Below are 16,952 nucleotides of genomic sequence, written 5' to 3' on the forward strand. Positions count from 1 at the left end.
TTGCCCACCGAACTCGTGACCGGCGGTCCCGCCACTGTTTGCGTCACTCGAAGGGCAAAGTGCTTCGTCCAGTGATTTCGACGAAAAAGGCGGGCGGTGGTTGCGTATATCCTTCCCTAGGGAAGCTGACCATCCGGCCCGCCGATGGCCGCGTGAAACGACACGAACGCCGTCGCAAGCGCAGCCTCGCTGTCGATAAGCGATTGGCGGCTGGCGATCAGTTGACGTTGCGCATCGAGGACGTCGAACAAGGTCGCTAGACCTTCGCGGTAAAGGGCGTCGGACTGTTCGAGCGCGGCTTCGCTTTGCTCGATCGCCTCGCGCAGTGCATTGATCCGCTGGCCGTTTGCGTCGAGCGCGACCAGAGCGTTCTCCACCTCGCCCAGAGCCTCGAGAAAGGTGAGCCGGTATTCACCGAAGCGGGCGTCGGCTTCCGCTTCCGCGGCGGCAACCTCAGCGCGTCGACGGCCACCATCGAAAAGCGGCAGATCCAGCACCGCTCCGACGCTGGCGATGAACTCGTCCAGGATACCCCCGATGCTGCCATCGCCGAGCGCCACGCTGGCCGGGATTGTCAGCGAGGGGCGCAAGTCCGCTTGTTCGATTCCGACGCCGGCGGCGGCCCGCAGCAGCGCCGCTTCGGCGGCAAGCACATCGGCCCGGCGGCGCAGCAGATCGGCAGGCGTGCCCGCGGGAGGCCCACCGGCAAAGTCGGGAATGGTCTTCTCGCCCGGAGCGGGGGGCGGAGCGAACGGCCCTGCTGCCTGGCCCAGCAGGATCGCGAGCCGGTTGGCCGCGCCCGCCCTCGCAATCTCGATCAGGCCCCGCCGTGCGCGCGTTTGCGCGAGGTCTGCTGCGGCTCTCCGGACATCGAGATTGGCCGCAAGCCCAGCCTCGAACCGCAGCGTGACGATGCGCAAGGTCCGCTCTTGCAAGTCGGTCGACTGCGCGAGCAGCTCCAGCTGCGCGCCGGTGCGGCGGTACTCGATATACTGCGCGGCGATGGCGGCGGCCACCAGTCTGCGCTGGTCGGCGACGATGTATTCGGCTTGCGCATAGTCGGCGGCGACGGCTCGGATCTCCGCTGCGAGACGCCCCGAAATATCCGGATCGAAACTGCCGAGCAGGCCCACGCTCGCACTGTCGCTATCGCTCGTGCCCAGGCCGATAGTCGCGTCGGCCGCTCCATCGAAGCGCGGCATTCGGTCCGCCCGCTCCGCTTGTAACAGCGCATCGGCTGCGCGCAGGCGATCGCGCGCGATGGCAATGTCGAGATTGGCGTCGAGTCCCTGCTGCACCAGCGTGTCGAGCACGGGGTCGCCGAACCCCTCCCACCAGTTCGCCGCCACGCCGCTGGGCGGCAAGTCTCCGGCGTAGACACGTGGCGCGGTCACGGGACGATTGAGCTGATAGGGGTCGAGGGAAGCGCAGGCCGACAAAGCCCCGGCTGCCGCGACAAAGATGCCGACACGGATCATGCGGGCGCCACCGTCATATCCTCATCCAGCGAGTCGATCTCATCGTGCAGCTTGGCGAGGTCGACGCTGCGCGGCTGTCCGAAGCGGGCGATGACAAGGTAGAGCACCGGTGTCAGAAACAGCGTGAAGACGCCCGCGATGCCGAGCCCGCCGAAGATTACCCAGCCGATCGACTGCCGCGCTTCAGCGCCCGCACCGCTCGCAAGGATCAGCGGCACCGCACCGATAACCGTAGAGACTAGCGTCATCGCGATCGGGCGCAGGCGGATGGCCGCGGCCTCCTCCACCGCCTCGCGCACGCTGCGTCCCTGATGGCGCAACTGATCGGCGAACTCGACGATCAGCACGCCGTTCTTCGCCATCAGCCCGATCAGCATCACCAGTCCGATCTGGGAATAGATGTTGAGCGACACACCCGAGAGGAACAAAGCGAACACGGCCGCTGCCAAGGCAAAGGGCACCGTCAGTAGCACGACCAGCGCGCTGGTCAGGCTTTCGAACTGCGCAACCAGAACGAGGAAAACGATCGCGAGCGCGAAGCCATAAGTCAGAAGCAGGGCGTTGGAGCTTTCCTCCAGACTCTCGGCGTCGCCCTGCAGCAGCATGTCGATGTCTTCGGCCACCGTCTCTTGCGCCAGCCGCTCGATCTCGTCGACTGCGTCACGCAGGGGCGTGCCCGCCTCGATATCGGCATTCACCTCGATCGCACGGCGCTGCTCGGTGCGGTCCAGTTCGGCGGCGATCCCCTGCTCCACGATAGTGGTCACTGCCGAGAGCGGCACTAGCCGGTTCCCACCGGTCTCGCCGCCCGATCCACGCACGTAGAGATTGCGCAGATCGTTGGGGTTTGTCACGCTAACCGCCTGCGCAGTGAGGAAGATCGGCACGGCCTGGTCGCCGACGTTGAGGTCGACCAGTTCCTCCCCACCGACCATCGCCCGCAGCGTCTGCGACAGGTCGTTCAGATCGATGCCGAGGTCCGACGCCCGTTGCCGGTCGATCCGGACGGAAAGCTGCGGCTGGGTCGGCTGGTAGGAAATCTCGGCGTTGGATAGAATGTCTGACTGCGTGTCGATCGCGGTCGCGAGGGCATCGGCGCTTTCATAGATGCCGCTATATTCCGCACCGGTCAGCGCGACCTCCAGCCCGTCGCCGCCGCCGCCGAAGCTGAGCGTACCGCGTCCGCGGGCATTGGTGCGCGAGCCGGGAATCTCGGCAAGTGGGTCGTTGAGGTCCTGCACGATCTCGGTCTGGCTGCGATCCCGATCGCCCCAGTCTGCCAATTCGGCGGTCACGCGGACGCGGTTGGGATCGTAGCGGCCGACGATCGAGAAGGTACTCTCGATCTCACCGCTCTCGAGATAGGGCTGGAGCACCCCCTCCACTTCGTCGAGTTCGCGATCCATGAAATCGAGTCCGACGCCGTCCGGCCCCGTCGCATCGACAGTTATCACACCGCGATCCTCGTCAGGGACCAGTTCGTTATCGAGCTGGTTATAGAGAAACCCGGCCAGCCCCGCGGCCAGGATGGAACCGATGACCATAGCTCGCGGTGCATCGAGCGCGCGCTTCAAGGTGCGGTCGTAGCGGTCGGTCACGGCGCTGCCGAAGCGGGACAGGCGACCGTCGCCCTCCCCGTTACTGGTGAGGTCGAACTTCGCCGCCAGCGCGGGCACTAGCGAGAGTGCGACGAAGCTGGACAGGATGACCGCGACCGCAAGCACGAAGCCGAATTCACGGAAAAGGCGCCCGGTTTCGGACGGCAGGAAGCTGATCGGCACGAACACCGAGACCAGCACCGCGGTCGTCGCGACGACCGCAAAGAACACCTGCCGCGTGCCCACGACCGCCGCCGCGCGCTTGCCCAGCCCCTTGTTCTGCAACCGCTGGCAATTTTCCAGCACCACGATCGCATCGTCGACGATAAGCCCCGTTGCGAGGACCAGCGCCAGCAGCGTGAGCAGGTTGATGGAAAAGCCCATAAGCCAGATGCCCGCGATCACGCCGACCAGCGCCACGGGGATCGTCGTGCTCGGGATCATCGTCGGTCGCCACGCGCGGAAGAAGATCAGCATGGTCGCCACGACCACAAGGATCGTGAAGGCGAGGGTGATCAGCACTTCCCGGACCGAGATGCGGATGAACTCCGCGTCGTCGGAAACGACCTCCACCTCGACATTGTCGAACCGCCGGTTGACCCGCTCGATCGCCTGCCGGATCGAATCCGAAATCTGAATCGTGTTCGAACTGGCCTGCCGCACCACCCCCAGCCCGATGATCGGCCGCCCGTCCAGCCGCACGAAGTTGGTCGCATTGGCAGGCGCGAAATCGGCCTGCGCGACGTCGCCCACCCGCACATTGCCCGAGATGACCACGTTCTCTATTCGGTCGGGCTCGGTTGCACTCGCATCGGCGCGCACGACCAGGTTCTGCGCATCCGAACGGAACGAGCCGACCGGCACATCGAACGGCGCGTTCTCGAGCGCATCGGCGACATCGGTCAAGGTGAGGCTGAAGCGGTTGAGCCGTAGCGGGTCGACCGCGACGCGCATCTGCCGCTGCCGCGCGCCGAACGGCTCGATGCTGGCGACGCCGTCGGCTGTCAGCAATTCGGGAATGATGTCGTTGTCGACCAACCGGGTCAGCTCCGCCTGATCGTAGGCATCGCTCAGCACGGCCAGCGTCATGATCGGTTGCGCATCCTGGTCCGCCTTCACCACAGTGACCTGCTCGACCCGCTCGGGCAGGTCACGCTGGGTGCGGCTGACCGCCTCACGCACGTCGGTCGCCGCGGTGTCGAGATCGACGCCGGGGTTGAATTCGACCCGGATGCGAGAATTGTTCTCCTCGCTCGAGGAACTGATCTGGCGCACGCCCGAAACCCGCGCCACGGCGTCTTCTAGGATGCTCGTGACCTCTGCATCCATCGTCTCGGGCGCGGCACCGGGCAGTGTGGCAGTGACCGAAACGATCGGCCGGTCCACATTGGGAAGCTCGCGCACCTCCACACCCATCAGCGCCGCAACACCCGCAATGACGATCAGGAGGTTGAGAACGCCGATCAGCAGCGGCCGCTTGACCGCGAGCATGGGCAGATCCGACCTAGTCTCCATCGCTGCCGCGGGTTGGCGCGTTTTCGACGCGAACATTTTGCTCGGGCTGTCGCGCTCGGCGGACGAGCCGAATGTCCTGCCCGTCGCGGACCTTTTGAACACCTTCCACGATTACGCGGTCGTTGCGGCTCACCCGTCCGTCGACGAACACCCGCCCGTCGCGCCGCGAGGTGATGGTGACCGGCACGCGCACGGCCTTGCCCTCGCGGACTAGGAACAGGTGCGAGCCTTCGCCGCCCCACACGATCGCCTCTTCGGGAATTGCCGGCCGGGTCGTGCCGTTGCGGGTGAACTGCACGCGGAAGCTCATTCCGGGTCGCAACTTATCGTCTTCGTTGGGAATTGCGGTGCGGACGATGAAATCGCGACTCTCCTGAGACACGCGGTTGTCGGTCGCGATCACCTGGGCTTCGATCGTCCGGCCGGGTTCGGAAAAGGGCGTTACCTCGACCGTGTCACCTGGGCTGAGATTGGCGAAGACCTCTTCGGGCGCGGGAAAATCGACATAGAGCGTGCCGCGGCGATCAATCTGGGTGATCGGCGTCGAATCGTTTACCCTGTCGCCGACATCGATCTCCGTCAGCCCGACATGGCCGGAAAACGGCGCGCGCACGGTGCGGTCGGCGAGCGCGGTCTGCGCCTGCCGCAGGGCTACTCTCGCAGCGGCCAGCGCAGTCTCGCCCGCCTCGATCTGGCTTTCTGAGATTGCGCCGGTATCCTCGATCCGGCGATAGCGACCGAGTAGCTGGCTCGCCTCCTGCACCGAAACCCGCGCCGCCTCGACCTCCAGCCGCTCGGCCCGGTCGTCAAGCTGTAGCAGTTGCGCGCCTTCCCGCACGTAGTCGCCCGCGCTGAACAGCACACGCGTTACGCGACCCGCGGTCTCGGGATAAAGCTCGGCAGAGGTTGCCGCGCGGGCCGTGCCGATGGCTTCCACCTGCGACATTTCGGGCAGAAGGCGCACCTCTTGCGCAATCACCGGCACTTGCTCTGCCGAACCTTCCTCCTTCTCGGCCACGCAAGCTACGAGCAGCAGACTTACACCGCCGAACGCCAGTGTTCTGAGATTAAGCAGGCCCATCCTGTCCCTGTCTATGAGAGTAGGTTTGTTGGCGAAAGGCCTTTCGGTTTTCCTAGGGCGGAATGGTCCAGAGCTTGGCTTCGAGGTCGAACTCGTCGAACACTGCGTGCCGCACCTGCCCCGACCGCGCTGCGGACAGGATTACCAAGTCCAGCGCCAGGCGGCTGTCGCTCTCCCGTTCGCGCAGCCTGGGAATGAACTTGGGCACATCGCCCGCGTAGTAACCTTCCTCTTCGGCTGTCGGGGCGATCCCTCGCTGATCGAGCGCATCGGTGCTTCGCTGTCGCGATACCCTGATGCATACGCCCAATCGAGCACGGTCGCGATCCGCTGTGCCAGCACCTTTGCGGTCGCCTCGCGAACGTAGGGAAAAGGAAATGGCGGAGAGGGAGGGATTCGAACCCTCGGAACCCGTAAGGGCTCAACAGTTTTCGAGACTGCCCCGTTCGACCACTCCGGCACCTCTCCGCGATTCGTGAGGACGGCGGTCGACGCATGCCGCCCTTCGCGAGGAGGTGCGCGCTTAACGGAAGAATGGCGCCATGCCAAGCCGCGTATGATCGAAAATGAGCGGGTGGTGCGTCTTGGCCAAAGGAAGGGTCGCAGAAGCTGTCAACCCACGGCGAAGCGGGGCTTGATTTACCGCCTATGTGCCCTGATATTTAAATCATGGCGCAAGAAATCACCATGCCACGTCTGGCCGAGGCACGCTTCGGTATCGGCGAAGTCGTCCGCCACCGCATGTTCGATTTCCGTGGGGTTATCTTCGATATCGACCCGGTCTTCGCCAACAGCGAGGAGTGGTACGAATCCATTCCCGAAACCATGCGACCGCGGCGCGATCAGCCGTTCTACCATATCTTTGCGGAGAACGAGGACAGTTCCTACGTCGCCTATGTGAGCCAGCAAAACCTCATCGGTGATGCCGAGCACGGGCCGATCGACCACCCGGACGTGCCCCAGCTGTTCGAAGCGTTCAGCGATGGCCGTTATCGCATGCATCGCTCCCTGACACACTGATTATAGCGCGCTTGCAGCCTCAGTCCTTCAGCTTCCAGCCCGATTTTAGCAGGCGATAGACCAGCCAGCAGAAGATCGCGTTCAGCACACCCAGGCCCAAAGCGGCCTGCCACACGGCGCCAGCACCCGCCCCGATGTCGCTCTCACCCAGAAAGCCGTACCGAAACCCGGAGATGGTATAGAAGAACGGGTTGACGCGGCTGATCGCCTGAAATGCACCGTGGAGATTGTCGATCGTGTAGAACGTGCCTGACAGCAAGCTGAGCGGCGCGATCACGAAGTTCGTCACGGCGGCATTGTGATCGAACTTTTCCGCCCAGATCGAGGTTACCAAGCCGAGCAGCGCGAGCATCAGCGCGCCCATCAAGCCGAACCAGACGATGGCCCACGGGGCCGCCACCGTCAGCGAAACGCCGGGCCATAGAATTACTGCGAGAGCCACCGCGCAGCCGACCATGACCGAGCGGGTCACCGCCGCGCCCAGAATGCCGGTCATCAATTCCCCGGTAGAGAGCGGCGGCATCAGGACGTCGATGATCGTTCCCTGAATCTTGCCGGAAAGCAGGCTGAACCCGGAATTGGCGAACGCGTTCTGCATCATGCCCATGACGATCAGGCCGGGCGCAAGGAAACTCGTGAACGGTACGCCGAATACCGTCCGGTCCGCGGGTCCGAGCGCAAGGCTGAAAATCACCAGAAACAGCAGGGTGGTGACCGCCGGCGCCCAGATCGTCTGCGTCTGCACCTTCATGAAACGGCGTACCTCTTTAAGGTACAGGCTCCACAAACCGATCCGGTTGATACCGGTGATGACCGGCTCTCCTTGCGGATGAAAGCGGTGCGGCGAACTTTCCCCGGCTTGGGTAAGGCTCGCTGGGTCGATTGTCTGCGCTTGATCCGCCATGGTCCGCGCGTTAGGCGAGCGTTCCGGGGCTGGCAAGTTGTGTGCCGCACCCCATATCGGTTGACCGAGCCGACCTTTTTATCTCCGAGACTATGGATTTTGCATGAGCTGGACCGACGAACGTACCGCGACCCTGAAGAAGATGTGGGAAGACGGCGCTACCGCCAGCCAGATCGCGGAGAAACTGGGCGGCGTATCGCGCAATGCGGTGATCGGGAAAGCCCATCGCATGGGGCTGAAGGCGCGCCCATCGCCGGTGAAGGCGAACGAAAAACCCGCGCCCAAGAAACCGACGCCCGCTGCGCCAGCGCCCAAACCGGCTCCGAAAGCCGCCCCCGCTCCCGCGCCCGCGCCGACCCCTGCTCCCGCCCCCATTTCCGCTCGCTCCGACGCGAAGGAGACGCCATCGCAGCCGATGCCAAATGCGGGGCAAAACGCGCCGAAGATCGTGTCGGTCGGCCCGGGCGGCTTCTTGCGCCAGGGTCCGGGCGACCAGCAGGCGCCGATTCCGCCCGCCCCGCCGCGTCGCCTCGTCCCCGCAAAGCCATCTTCGGAAGTGGCGGACAAGACCAGCCTGCTCGATCTCAACGACAAGATCTGCCGCTGGCCGATGGGTCACCCCGGCGAGCCCGATTTCCATTTTTGCGGCGAACCCGTGAACCCGGGTTTCCCCTATTGCGTCGAGCACTGTGGGCGGGCGTTCCAGGCGCAATTGCCGCGCGGTGCGCGCCGTCCCCCTCCGCCCCTGCCCTTCGGCGGCCCACGGGTCCGCTGAAGCGCGACACGGTCTTTTTCCAGGGCTCGCCGGTTCCGATCGGCGGGCCCTTTCTCTATCACTTGCCTGAAACAAGAGGAGTAGCTCTATGGCCCTGTCCCTTGACGCCGCGATCATCCCCAATTGGTGCCAGACGCTCGGTGCCGTCGAAGGACTGCTCGACAAGGCGGAAGATTTCGCGCGTGCCAACGACGGGGAAACGAGCCTTCTGCAAAGCCGACTCATAGACGACATGCTGCCCCTGAATTACCAGTTCAAGAGCTGCTGGACGCATACCGCAATGGCGATCGAGGGCGTGCGTCATGGACGGTTCTCGCCGGAAATGACACCACCGCCAGGCTCGATTGACGAGTTGCGGAAGATGATCCTCGATGCGCGCTCGGCATGCGAGGCAATCGGTGAAGACGAATTGGAGGCGCTGGCCGACAACGAGATGGTGTTCTCCATTGGCGACAAGTTCCGCCTCGACTTCACAGTGCAGGATTTCCTGCTCAGCTTCTCGACCCCCAACCTCTATTTCCACGCCGCGACAGCTTACGACATCCTTCGCATGAAGGGCGTCGAGATCGGAAAGCGTGATTATCTGGGGGCGATGCGCGTACGGAGCGCCTGACGCTAGCGCTCCCTCAGCAAAGAAAAACGGCCGCGGAGAGCAATCTCCGCGGCCGTTTTCATTCAGGCTGAAGGCTGAATCAGTCCTTCAGGAAGTCGGGAACGTGGGCTTCGCCACCGCCACTGGAACCGTCGCCTTCGCCACGAGGGCCACGGTCGCCACCACGTCCGCGGCCACCGCCGCGGCGACGATCGCCACCGCCACGCGGTCCACGGTCGCCACGATCACCACGCGGCTCGCGCGGGGGACGGGTGTCCTCCAGCTCTTCGCCGGTTTCCTGATCGACGACGCGCATCGACAAGCGGACCTTGCCACGGTTGTCGATCTCGAGGACCTTGACCTTCACTTCCTGGCCTTCGGAGACGACATCGGTCGGCTTCTCGACCCGCTCGTTCTTCATTTCGGACACGTGGACGAGGCCGTCCTTGCCACCCATGAAGTTCACGAACGCACCGAAATCGACGATATTGACGACCTTGCCGGTGTAGATCTTGCCGACTTCCGCTTCTTCGACGATGCCTTCGATCCACTTCTTGGCGGCTTCGATCTCGTCGGCGTTGGAGGAGCTGATCTTGATCACGCCCTCGTCATCGATGTCGACCTTCGCACCTGTTTCGGCGACGATCTCGCGGATCACCTTGCCGCCCGTGCCGATGACGTCGCGGATCTTCGACTTGTCGATCTGCATCGTCTCGATACGCGGAGCGTGCTTGCTGACGCCGGTGCGCGACGTGCTGAGCGCCTTGGTCATTTCGCCCAGAATGTGCGCACGACCGGACTTCGCCTGCTCCAGCGCGGTCTTCATGATCTCCTGCGTGATGCCGGCGACCTTGATGTCCATCTGGAGGCTGGTGATGCCCTTCTCCGAGCCCGCGACTTTGAAGTCCATATCGCCCAGGTGATCTTCGTCACCCAGGATATCGGACAGAACCGCGAAGTCGTCGCCTTCGAGGATCAGGCCCATTGCGATGCCGGAAACCGGACGCTCGATCGGAACGCCGGCGTCCATCATCGACAGACAGCCGCCGCACACGGTCGCCATCGAGCTAGAGCCATTGGACTCGGTGATGTCCGACAGGATGCGGATGGTGTAGGGGAAATCCTCGTGATCGGGCAGCACCGGGTGCAGCGCGCGCCATGCGAGCTTGCCGTGGCCGGTTTCGCGGCGGCTGGTGAAACCGAAGCGACCCACTTCGCCGACCGAATAGGGCGGGAAGTTGTAGTGCAGCATGAAGGGCGAATAGGAGAGGCCCTCCAGCCCGTCGATCATCTGCTCGGCATCCTTGGTGCCCAGCGTGGTGGTGCAGATCGCCTGCGTCTCACCGCGCGTGAACAGCGCCGAACCGTGGGTCCGCGGCAGCAGGCCAACCATCGCCTCGATCGGGCGAACCTGGTCGAGCTTGCGCCCGTCGATGCGCTGGCCGTCCTTCAGGATGGCACCGCGCACGATTTCGGCTTCCAGCTTCTTGGTCAGCTTGATCGCGGTCATGCGCTGCTGGCCGTCGAATTCCTCGCTAGAATAATGCGCCTTCACCTTCTCGCGCGCTTCGTTCAGCGCGTCCGAACGGGCGGACTTGTCGGTCAGCTTGTAAGCCTTCGCGATGTCGTCGCCGATCATCGCCTTGATCGAGGACTTCATGTCCTCGTTGCCGTCACTGGTGGCGACTTCCCAAGGATCCTTCGCGGCCTGCTCGGCCAGATCGATGATCGCGCCGATGACCTTGCGGCTTTCCTCGTGCGCGAACATCACCGCGCCGAGCATTTCCTCTTCGGTCAGCTCCTTGGCTTCGGATTCGACCATCATCACCGCGTCCTGCGTGGCGGCGACGACCAGGTCGAGGCGACCTTCGTCGTCCAGCGCGCTGGAAAGCGACGGGTTCAGCGCGTACTCGCCATTGCGGAAACCGACGCGCGCGGCACCGATCGGGCCCATGAACGGCACGCCCGAAATGGTCAGCGCAGCCGAAGCGGCGATCATCGCAACGATATCGGGCTCGGTCTCGCCGTCATAGGAGAGGACCTGGCAGATCACGTTGATCTCGTTGTAGAAGCCTTCCGGGAAGAGCGGCCGCACGGGGCGGTCGATCAGGCGCGAGGTCAGCGTCTCCTTCTCCGTGGCGCGGCCTTCGCGCTTAAAGAAGCCGCCCGGGATACGGCCCGCAGCGGAGAATTTTTCCTGGTAGTGAACGGTCAGGGGGAAGAAGTCCTGCCCTTCCTTGACGCTCTTGGCCGCGGTCACGGCGCACAGCACCACGGTCTCGCCATAGGTCGCCAGCACGGCGCCGTCGGCCTGACGGGCGATACGCCCGGTTTCCAGAGTGAGGGTCTTTCCGCCCCACTCCAGTTCTACTTTCTTCGTGTCGAACATTGATTTTCCTTCTGACCCGCGTGCCACATTGCCTCGCGGGGCCTCATATTCCGGGTAAGCCGTCCCGGGCCGGTGCGGGGCCTTGTCTGCCCCATTCTTCAGCCCGTGCGCCGAATTGCGCTTGGGCCGGATAGACGAAGGGGCGGCTCTCGGAGCCGCCCCTTCGAGAAACTCTTATTTACGAAGACCCAGCTTCTGGATCAGCGCGTTGTACCGCTCGACGTCCTTCTTCTTGAGATAGGCGAGCAGGCTGCGGCGCTTGTTGACCATGGTCAGCAGGCCGCGACGCGAGTGGTTATCCTTGTGGTGATCCTTGAAGTGTTCGGTCAGGTTGCGGATACGCTCGGTCAGGATCGCGACCTGCACCTCGGGCGAACCTGTATCGTTCGTGCCCGTGGCGTTATCCTTGATGATTTCCTGCTTCTTCTCGGCGGTTACCGACATTTCATTCACTCCGCGACATCGTGCATGTTGAAACCCCGGACGACTTTCGCGTCGCCTCCGGCAATTTCCACCAGCGCCACCGGAATATCGCCCGATTTCGCAAGGTAGAGCCCGTCGGATTGGGGCATTCCCGAAAGGACCCGGCCCTGGCGGACCGCCTGCGCACTATCGGGGGTGAGGTTGAGAGCCGGGATGTCGTCCAGCCCCGCCTCGAGCGGCAGGAGGAGGTCTTGAAGGGGCGCGCCGTTACCGATTTCGTTGAGTTTGTCCAGCGAAATCGCCTGATCCTCGCGGAATGGCCCGGCCTTCGTACGTCTGAGATAGGTGACGTGTCCCACGGTGCCAAGGGCGCGCGCGATATCCCGTGCCAGCGATCGGATGTAGGTTCCCTTGGAAACATGCGCTGTCAGCGTGACCGCGTCGACCGAAACGAGCGGCGGCGCTGGATTGTATGGGTCGGGCTGGGCGAAGCCGGTAGCAAGCTGCGAGGGATTGTCCTCTCCCGCATAGCCGCCAGCCAAGCCCAGATCATGAATCGTGACCCGCCGCGTCTTCATCGCAACTTCCTCGCCCGCGCGCGCGCGGTCATAGGCACGCTTGCCGTCGATCTTCACGGCCGAATAGGCCGGTGGCACCTGCTCGATTTCGCCGACGAACGCGTCGAGCACGGCCGCGACCGCCTCCATCGGGGGCCGGCGGGTCGAACGTGCGATTACCTCCCCCTCGGTATCTAGGGTGTCGGTTTCCTCGCCGAACTGGATCGTGAACTCGTAGATCTTGCTAGCATCGAGCATCCGCCCGGCAAGTTTGGTCGCTTCTCCCAGCGCGATCGGCAGCACGCCTTCGGCCAGCGGGTCGAGCGTGCCACCATGGCCTACCTTAGTCTTCGCATAGCCACCCTGTCGCAGGTTGCGCTTGACCGCGGCAACTGCCTGCGTCGAACCGAGGCCACGGGGTTTGTCGAGAATGATCCAGCCGTGCGGGATATCAGCCCCCTGCGACCGCGTCGGCCAGCGCAAGGTATTTGCGCATCGCCCAATCGACCGGCGGCCCCACCGTGTTCTCGATCAATCCCAGACCGGGCAGGAACCATGTGAGCGCGATGAGGCCGACGAATAGCAGCATGCCGATCGGGCGCAGCCGCTCATAGGCGCGCGCCCAACGCGGCGGCAGCAGTCCTTCCAGAATATGCGAGCCGTCGAACGGCGGGATCGGCAGCAGGTTGAAGAAGGCGAGGAAGATATTGATCAGAAGGAAATAGAACAGGCCCTGCACGAGCATGTCCGGCGCGGCCATTTCCTGCGCGGTCATGCCGTGGGTGACAAGGCCGAGAACCACCGCACCGATCGCGGCGAGCAGCAGATTCGTTCCCGGTCCCGCCGCCGCAACCGCCATCATCCCGTAGCGCGGATTGTCGAGCCGGTTCTTCATCACCGGCACCGGCTTCGCCCAGCCGAATATCGGCCCGCCCACCACGGCGAGGAACCCGGGCACGAGCAAAGTGCCGATCGGGTCGACATGGCGCAGAGGATTGAGGCTGAGCCGGCGCTGCTCCTTCGCCGTGGGATCGCCGAGCGCGAGCGCCACCCAGCCATGGGCGACCTCGTGGAATACGATGGCGACGATCAACGCCGGCACGAGCACCACAGCGAGGGAAAGGGTATCGGTCATAACGGGGAAATAGGGTCAGCCGCGCCTTGTTGCCATAGCACCCGTCAGCACTCCGCCAGGGCGGATACGAAATGGCGTCGACACAGCGCCACGTAGCGGTCGTTGCCGCCAATCTCCGTCTGCGCGCCTTCCTGCACCGCCGCGCCTGCCGCATCGACCCGCAGGTTCATCGTCGCCTTGCGACCGCAATGGCATACAGCCTTCAGCTCGATCAGGGAGTCTGCGATACCCAGCAGCGCGGCGGAGCCGGGGAAGAGCTCGCCCTGGAAATCGGTGCGCAAGCCATAGCACAGAACGGGGATGCCCTCTTCGTCCGCCAGACGGGCCAGCTGCCATACCTGATCGCGGGTCAGGAACTGCGCTTCGTCCACCAGCACGCAATCGAGCGGCCTGCTGCGGTTGGCGGCGCCGATTTCCGCCCACAGATCGGTATCGGGGCGATAGAGATTGGCCTCCGCCTCCAGCCCGATGCGGCTGGCGATGGGCTTCCCTTCCGACCGGTCGTCGAGCGCAGCGGTCCACAGCATGGTCGCCATGCCGCGCTCGCGATAGTTGAAGTCGGCCTGCAGCAACGTGGTCGACTTTCCCGCGTTCATGCTCGCATAATAGAAATAGAGCTTCGCCATCGCCCACCCTTTACCTGCGGCTCGCGCAGCGCGATACGCCTGCACACGACATCATCCCCATCCAATGCAGCGACCACGAGGTACAGGCATGAGCACGACCGGAAAGCAGATTTTCACCACGCTGGAGAGCGACGGCACCCTGACCGTGGAGCTCGCGGACAGCGAATGGCAGGCCCCGACCGGCAATCAGGTGCTGGTGAAGATGGAAGCCGCGCCGATCAATCCCAGCGATCTGGCGCTGCTGCTCGGCCCTGCCGATCTGGAAAATGCAGACTACTCGCCGGGCAAGCTCGTCGCGAAGATGCCCGAACCGTTCAATTCCGGTGCGAAGGGTCGTCATGGGCAGCGCCTGCCCGTGGGTAACGAGGGCGCGGGTACCGTCGTGGCAACCGGAGAGGGTGAGATGGCGAAGGCTCTCGCCGGACAGCGTGTGGCCTGCGTACCCGGCACCGCCTACGGCGAATATGCCATCGCCGATGCGACGATGTGCCTGCCACTGGGCGACCATTCGGCACAGGACGGTGCCAGCGCATTCGTCAATCCCATGACAGCGCTCGGTTTCGTCGAGACCGCTAAGGCCGAAGGGCAGGACGCGATAATCCACGCCGCGGCGGCCTCCAATCTCGGGCAGATGCTCGGCCGTATCTGCCGTGCCGACGGGATGGCGCTGGTCAATATCGTCCGCAAGCAGGAGCAGGTCGAGCTGCTGAGAGGGCAAGGTGCGGAGCACGTCGTGAATTCGAGCGACGACGATTTCATGGCGCAGCTGCGCGGCGCCATCGACGCGACCGACGCCTATTTCGGTTTCGATCCGATCGGCGGAGGCAAGACGGTCGACCACTGTTTCAAGGCGATGGAGCAGGTCGCAGTCGGTAAGATGAGCGAATACAACCGCTACGGATCGAACCAGCCCAAGAAGATGTATATCTACGGTCGCCTCGACCTAGGGCCGACGATCCTGACGCCCAGTTACGGCTTCGGCTGGACCTTGGGCGGCTGGCTGCTGACGCCCTTCCTCCAGCAGGCGGGCATGGAAACCGTCATGCGGATGCGCCAGCGCGTGATCGACGAACTGACGACCACATTCGCCAGCAACTATACCCGCAAGGTTACGCTGGAAGAGATGCTGGAGAAGGACGCAGTAATGCAGTATTCTGCGATGCGGACGGGCGAGAAATATCTCGTCACGCCCTGACCGAGGCGCCTAGCGGCGCTGAAAAGCGGCCTGAATGGCGGCGGGATCGGTGATCCCGTTTGCCAGCAGCAATTGCAACAGGATGCGCGCTTTCGCCGGGCCAAGGGCGCGTGCGGCGACGAAACCGGCGCTGTCGTCCTCCGGTTCGCGATCGACCAACCCTTCGTCCACCCGGCTCGAGCGGACCACCGGCACGCCAGCGCGGACCGCATCGGCCAGCGCATCGCGCAAACGGCGCGACGCGTTGCCCTCCCCCATTCCGGCCAGAACGATGCCCCTCGTCCCGTGGCGGACGAGCAGCGCGACGAGTTCGACATCGGCCGCTGCGCACGCATGGACGATCGCAACCGGGGGCAGTTCATCCGGCAAGGGATAGCGCGCTTCCTGCGCAGGCCGCCACGGTTCGGCGAACCATTCGAGCGACGTCGGCGTGACCGCCGCGATCGGGCCGCGCGGAAAGCTGCGGAAGGCGTTCGTTCCGGTGGTCACGGCCTTGCGCACGTCGCGCGCTGCGTGAACCAGATCGCCCATCACCACCAGGACCCCGCGCCCGGCCGCCTCCCGGTCGCGCGCTACAACCACCGCGTTGGCAAAATTGCGCATACCGTCGCTCCCCACCGCATCGGCGGGCCGCATCGCGCCGACCAGCACCACCGGCTTGTGCGTCGGCAGCGTCTGGTCGAGCAGCAACGCGGTTTCCTCCGCCGTATCCGTTCCGTGGGTGATGACGATCCCGTCGCACTCGGGGTTCTCGATCGCCGCCAGCGCGATCGCGTGCAGTTCCCGCCACACCGTCATATCGATGTCTTCGGACCCGATATTGGCGATCTGGCGTCCGGTCAGTCTGGCATCGAGGCCGAAGCTTTCGATCCGCGCGATGAAATCCTGGATACCGATCTGCCCAGGGCGATAGTCGCGCCGCACGGGGGAGCCGGCGCGACCGGCAATGGTACCGCCGGTGGCGAGGACATGAATTCTTGCCTGCGTCATGCCCGCCCGTTTGGGGGACGCAAAGGCGCGGCGCAATGGGCGCGTCAGCACATCCCCCTAACAAAAGGGCAGTGTCGAGCTGCGTGATCGAGGCGGTCAGCGCATCCGCATGTGCAGGCGCGATCAGATGATCGATCGAACGCGCGTTCCTGAAGGCTCCGGAAGAACCGGTCAGCGCGACGAGCAGAATGGCTTCCCCTTCCCCGATGCATGGTGTGCACGGACACGAGAGCACCAACCGTTCCCGCCCATGCCGGGCGATGATCGCCATCGTCGCATGGAACGGCTCGATCCCGCCGACCACGCGGTGCGACACGAAGCGTAGCGATACCGCCTCGACCGGGCAGCGCCCCCTCTTCGCGGCGAAGACCCAGTCCCGCATGGCCAGCAAGAGGAGCCGCTCGCGGCGATCGAGGACAGCAAGCGGGCGATCGACATACTGGTACATGGTAACGGCAGCTCCCTCGGCGAATCGGACAGGGAGACCGTGCCACGGCCGCCACTATTTGCAAATAATTCTCATTAGCGAATTCAATCTCATGATTGACCATTCGGCTTTCGGCGCTATGGGCGTGTCGCGCTCCGGGCGGTTAGCTCAGCTGGTAGAGCATCTCGTTTACACCGAGAGGGTCGGCGGTTCGAACCCGTCACCGCCCACCAGGCTCCCCAACACG

15 protein-coding genes and 2 tRNA genes are annotated in these 16,952 nt (G+C 64.2%); 5 read left to right on the top strand and 12 right to left on the bottom strand.

Annotated features, from left to right (window positions below; all coding sequences use genetic code 11):
- Positions 1–116: 116 nt before the first annotated feature.
- The 5 genes from F7D01_RS02660 to F7D01_RS02680 form a co-directional block, all read right to left on the bottom strand.
- Complete coding sequence (locus F7D01_RS02660) at positions 117–1,478, bottom strand: efflux transporter outer membrane subunit (RefSeq protein ID WP_215228719.1); 1,362 nt, start codon at positions 1,476–1,478, stop codon at positions 117–119.
- Positions 1,475–4,567: an efflux RND transporter permease subunit gene (locus tag F7D01_RS02665; RefSeq protein ID WP_251567004.1), complete on the bottom strand. Its 3,093-nt coding sequence runs from the start codon at positions 4,565–4,567 to the stop codon at positions 1,475–1,477. The genes F7D01_RS02660 and F7D01_RS02665 overlap by 4 nt, the downstream gene beginning before the upstream one ends.
- A gap of 13 nt (positions 4,568–4,580) precedes the next feature.
- A complete protein-coding gene (locus F7D01_RS02670) occupies positions 4,581–5,672 on the bottom strand; it encodes an efflux RND transporter periplasmic adaptor subunit (protein ID WP_215228721.1) in 1,092 nt (363 codons plus the stop codon).
- Between the two features lie 52 nt (positions 5,673–5,724).
- The gene (locus F7D01_RS02675; protein ID WP_215228722.1) at positions 5,725–5,982 is read right to left on the bottom strand and encodes a hypothetical protein; all 258 of its coding nucleotides are present in this window, start codon (positions 5,980–5,982) and stop codon (positions 5,725–5,727) included.
- A gap of 68 nt (positions 5,983–6,050) precedes the next feature.
- Positions 6,051–6,140 (bottom strand) — tRNA-Ser (locus F7D01_RS02680).
- Between the two features lie 201 nt (positions 6,141–6,341).
- Here F7D01_RS02680 and hspQ point away from each other — a divergent pair.
- Positions 6,342–6,692, top strand: a complete 351-nt coding sequence (hspQ, locus tag F7D01_RS02685) for a heat shock protein HspQ (protein ID WP_215228723.1) — start codon at positions 6,342–6,344, stop codon at positions 6,690–6,692.
- A 19-nt stretch (positions 6,693–6,711) separates the two neighbouring features.
- Here hspQ and F7D01_RS02690 read toward each other — a convergent pair whose 3' ends face one another.
- Positions 6,712–7,596 (bottom strand): ABC transporter permease, encoded by an 885-nt coding sequence (locus tag F7D01_RS02690; RefSeq protein WP_215228724.1) that lies wholly within the window; start codon positions 7,594–7,596, stop codon positions 6,712–6,714.
- 103 nt (positions 7,597–7,699) lie between these two features.
- Here F7D01_RS02690 and F7D01_RS02695 point away from each other — a divergent pair, with 103 nt between their 5' ends.
- On the top strand, positions 7,700–8,371 hold the full coding sequence (locus F7D01_RS02695; protein WP_215228725.1) for a GcrA family cell cycle regulator: 672 nt from the start codon (positions 7,700–7,702) through the stop codon (positions 8,369–8,371).
- Between the two features lie 88 nt (positions 8,372–8,459).
- Positions 8,460–8,984, top strand: a complete 525-nt coding sequence (locus tag F7D01_RS02700) for a DUF1993 family protein (protein WP_215228726.1) — start codon at positions 8,460–8,462, stop codon at positions 8,982–8,984.
- Positions 8,985–9,063: 79 nt separating this feature from the next.
- Here F7D01_RS02700 and pnp read toward each other — a convergent pair whose 3' ends face one another.
- The 5 genes from pnp to F7D01_RS02725 all read right to left on the bottom strand — a co-directional run bounded on the left by pnp (position 9,064) and on the right by F7D01_RS02725 (position 14,093).
- Entirely contained in the window at positions 9,064–11,352 is a 2,289-nt protein-coding gene (gene pnp, locus F7D01_RS02705; protein ID WP_215228727.1) for a polyribonucleotide nucleotidyltransferase, read from the bottom strand.
- 174 nt (positions 11,353–11,526) lie between these two features.
- The gene (gene rpsO / locus F7D01_RS02710) at positions 11,527–11,796 is read right to left on the bottom strand and encodes a 30S ribosomal protein S15 (protein WP_215228728.1); all 270 of its coding nucleotides are present in this window, start codon (positions 11,794–11,796) and stop codon (positions 11,527–11,529) included.
- Between the two features lie 5 nt (positions 11,797–11,801).
- Entirely contained in the window at positions 11,802–12,782 is a 981-nt protein-coding gene (gene truB / locus F7D01_RS02715) for a tRNA pseudouridine(55) synthase TruB (RefSeq protein WP_215229629.1), read from the bottom strand.
- A gap of 1 nt (position 12,783) precedes the next feature.
- A complete protein-coding gene (locus tag F7D01_RS02720) occupies positions 12,784–13,467 on the bottom strand; it encodes a site-2 protease family protein (RefSeq protein WP_215228729.1) in 684 nt (227 codons plus the stop codon).
- Between the two features lie 44 nt (positions 13,468–13,511).
- Positions 13,512–14,093, bottom strand: coding sequence for a thymidine kinase (locus tag F7D01_RS02725; protein WP_215228730.1), 582 nt, complete (start codon positions 14,091–14,093; stop codon positions 13,512–13,514).
- An 88-nt stretch (positions 14,094–14,181) separates the two neighbouring features.
- Here F7D01_RS02725 and F7D01_RS02730 point away from each other — a divergent pair, with 88 nt between their 5' ends.
- Positions 14,182–15,288 carry a zinc-binding dehydrogenase gene (locus F7D01_RS02730; RefSeq protein WP_215228731.1) on the top strand — a complete coding sequence of 369 codons (1,107 nt, stop codon included), beginning with the start codon at positions 14,182–14,184 and terminating at the stop codon, positions 15,286–15,288.
- Positions 15,289–15,297: 9 nt separating this feature from the next.
- On the opposite strand, the gene F7D01_RS02735 is transcribed toward F7D01_RS02730, so the two are convergent.
- Positions 15,298–16,278, bottom strand: coding sequence for an asparaginase (locus F7D01_RS02735; protein ID WP_215228732.1), 981 nt, complete (start codon positions 16,276–16,278; stop codon positions 15,298–15,300).
- Positions 16,279–16,862: 584 nt separating this feature from the next.
- Between F7D01_RS02735 and F7D01_RS02740 the strand changes: the two genes are divergently transcribed.
- A tRNA-Val gene (locus F7D01_RS02740) sits at positions 16,863–16,938 on the top strand.
- The last annotated feature ends 14 nt before the right edge of the window (positions 16,939–16,952 follow it).

It is taken from the genome of Erythrobacter sp. 3-20A1M (assembly GCF_018636735.1).
GTDB lineage: Bacteria > Pseudomonadota > Alphaproteobacteria > Sphingomonadales > Sphingomonadaceae > Alteriqipengyuania.

Bases quoted from the DNA above. Each gene is read 5' to 3' on its own strand.
- F7D01_RS02700 (WP_215228726.1), top strand. From the start codon at position 8,460: ATGGCCCTGTCCCTTGACGCCGCGATCATCCCCAATTGGTGCCAGACG.
- F7D01_RS02695 (WP_215228725.1), top strand. From the start codon at position 7,700: ATGAGCTGGACCGACGAACGTACCGCGACCCTGAAGAAGATGTGGGAA.
- F7D01_RS02690 (WP_215228724.1), bottom strand. From the start codon at position 7,596: ATGGCGGATCAAGCGCAGACAATCGACCCAGCGAGCCTTACCCAAGCC.
- hspQ (WP_215228723.1), top strand. From the start codon at position 6,342: ATGGCGCAAGAAATCACCATGCCACGTCTGGCCGAGGCACGCTTCGGT.
- F7D01_RS02720 (WP_215228729.1), bottom strand. From the start codon at position 13,467: ATGACCGATACCCTTTCCCTCGCTGTGGTGCTCGTGCCGGCGTTGATC.
- F7D01_RS02730 (WP_215228731.1), top strand. From the start codon at position 14,182: ATGAGCACGACCGGAAAGCAGATTTTCACCACGCTGGAGAGCGACGGC.
- F7D01_RS02665 (WP_251567004.1), bottom strand. From the start codon at position 4,567: ATGCTCGCGGTCAAGCGGCCGCTGCTGATCGGCGTTCTCAACCTCCTG.
- F7D01_RS02735 (WP_215228732.1), bottom strand. From the start codon at position 16,278: ATGACGCAGGCAAGAATTCATGTCCTCGCCACCGGCGGTACCATTGCC.
- rpsO (WP_215228728.1), bottom strand. From the start codon at position 11,796: ATGTCGGTAACCGCCGAGAAGAAGCAGGAAATCATCAAGGATAACGCC.
- F7D01_RS02660 (WP_215228719.1), bottom strand. From the start codon at position 1,478: ATGATCCGTGTCGGCATCTTTGTCGCGGCAGCCGGGGCTTTGTCGGCC.
- pnp (WP_215228727.1), bottom strand. From the start codon at position 11,352: ATGTTCGACACGAAGAAAGTAGAACTGGAGTGGGGCGGAAAGACCCTC.
- F7D01_RS02670 (WP_215228721.1), bottom strand. From the start codon at position 5,672: ATGGGCCTGCTTAATCTCAGAACACTGGCGTTCGGCGGTGTAAGTCTG.
- F7D01_RS02725 (WP_215228730.1), bottom strand. From the start codon at position 14,093: ATGGCGAAGCTCTATTTCTATTATGCGAGCATGAACGCGGGAAAGTCG.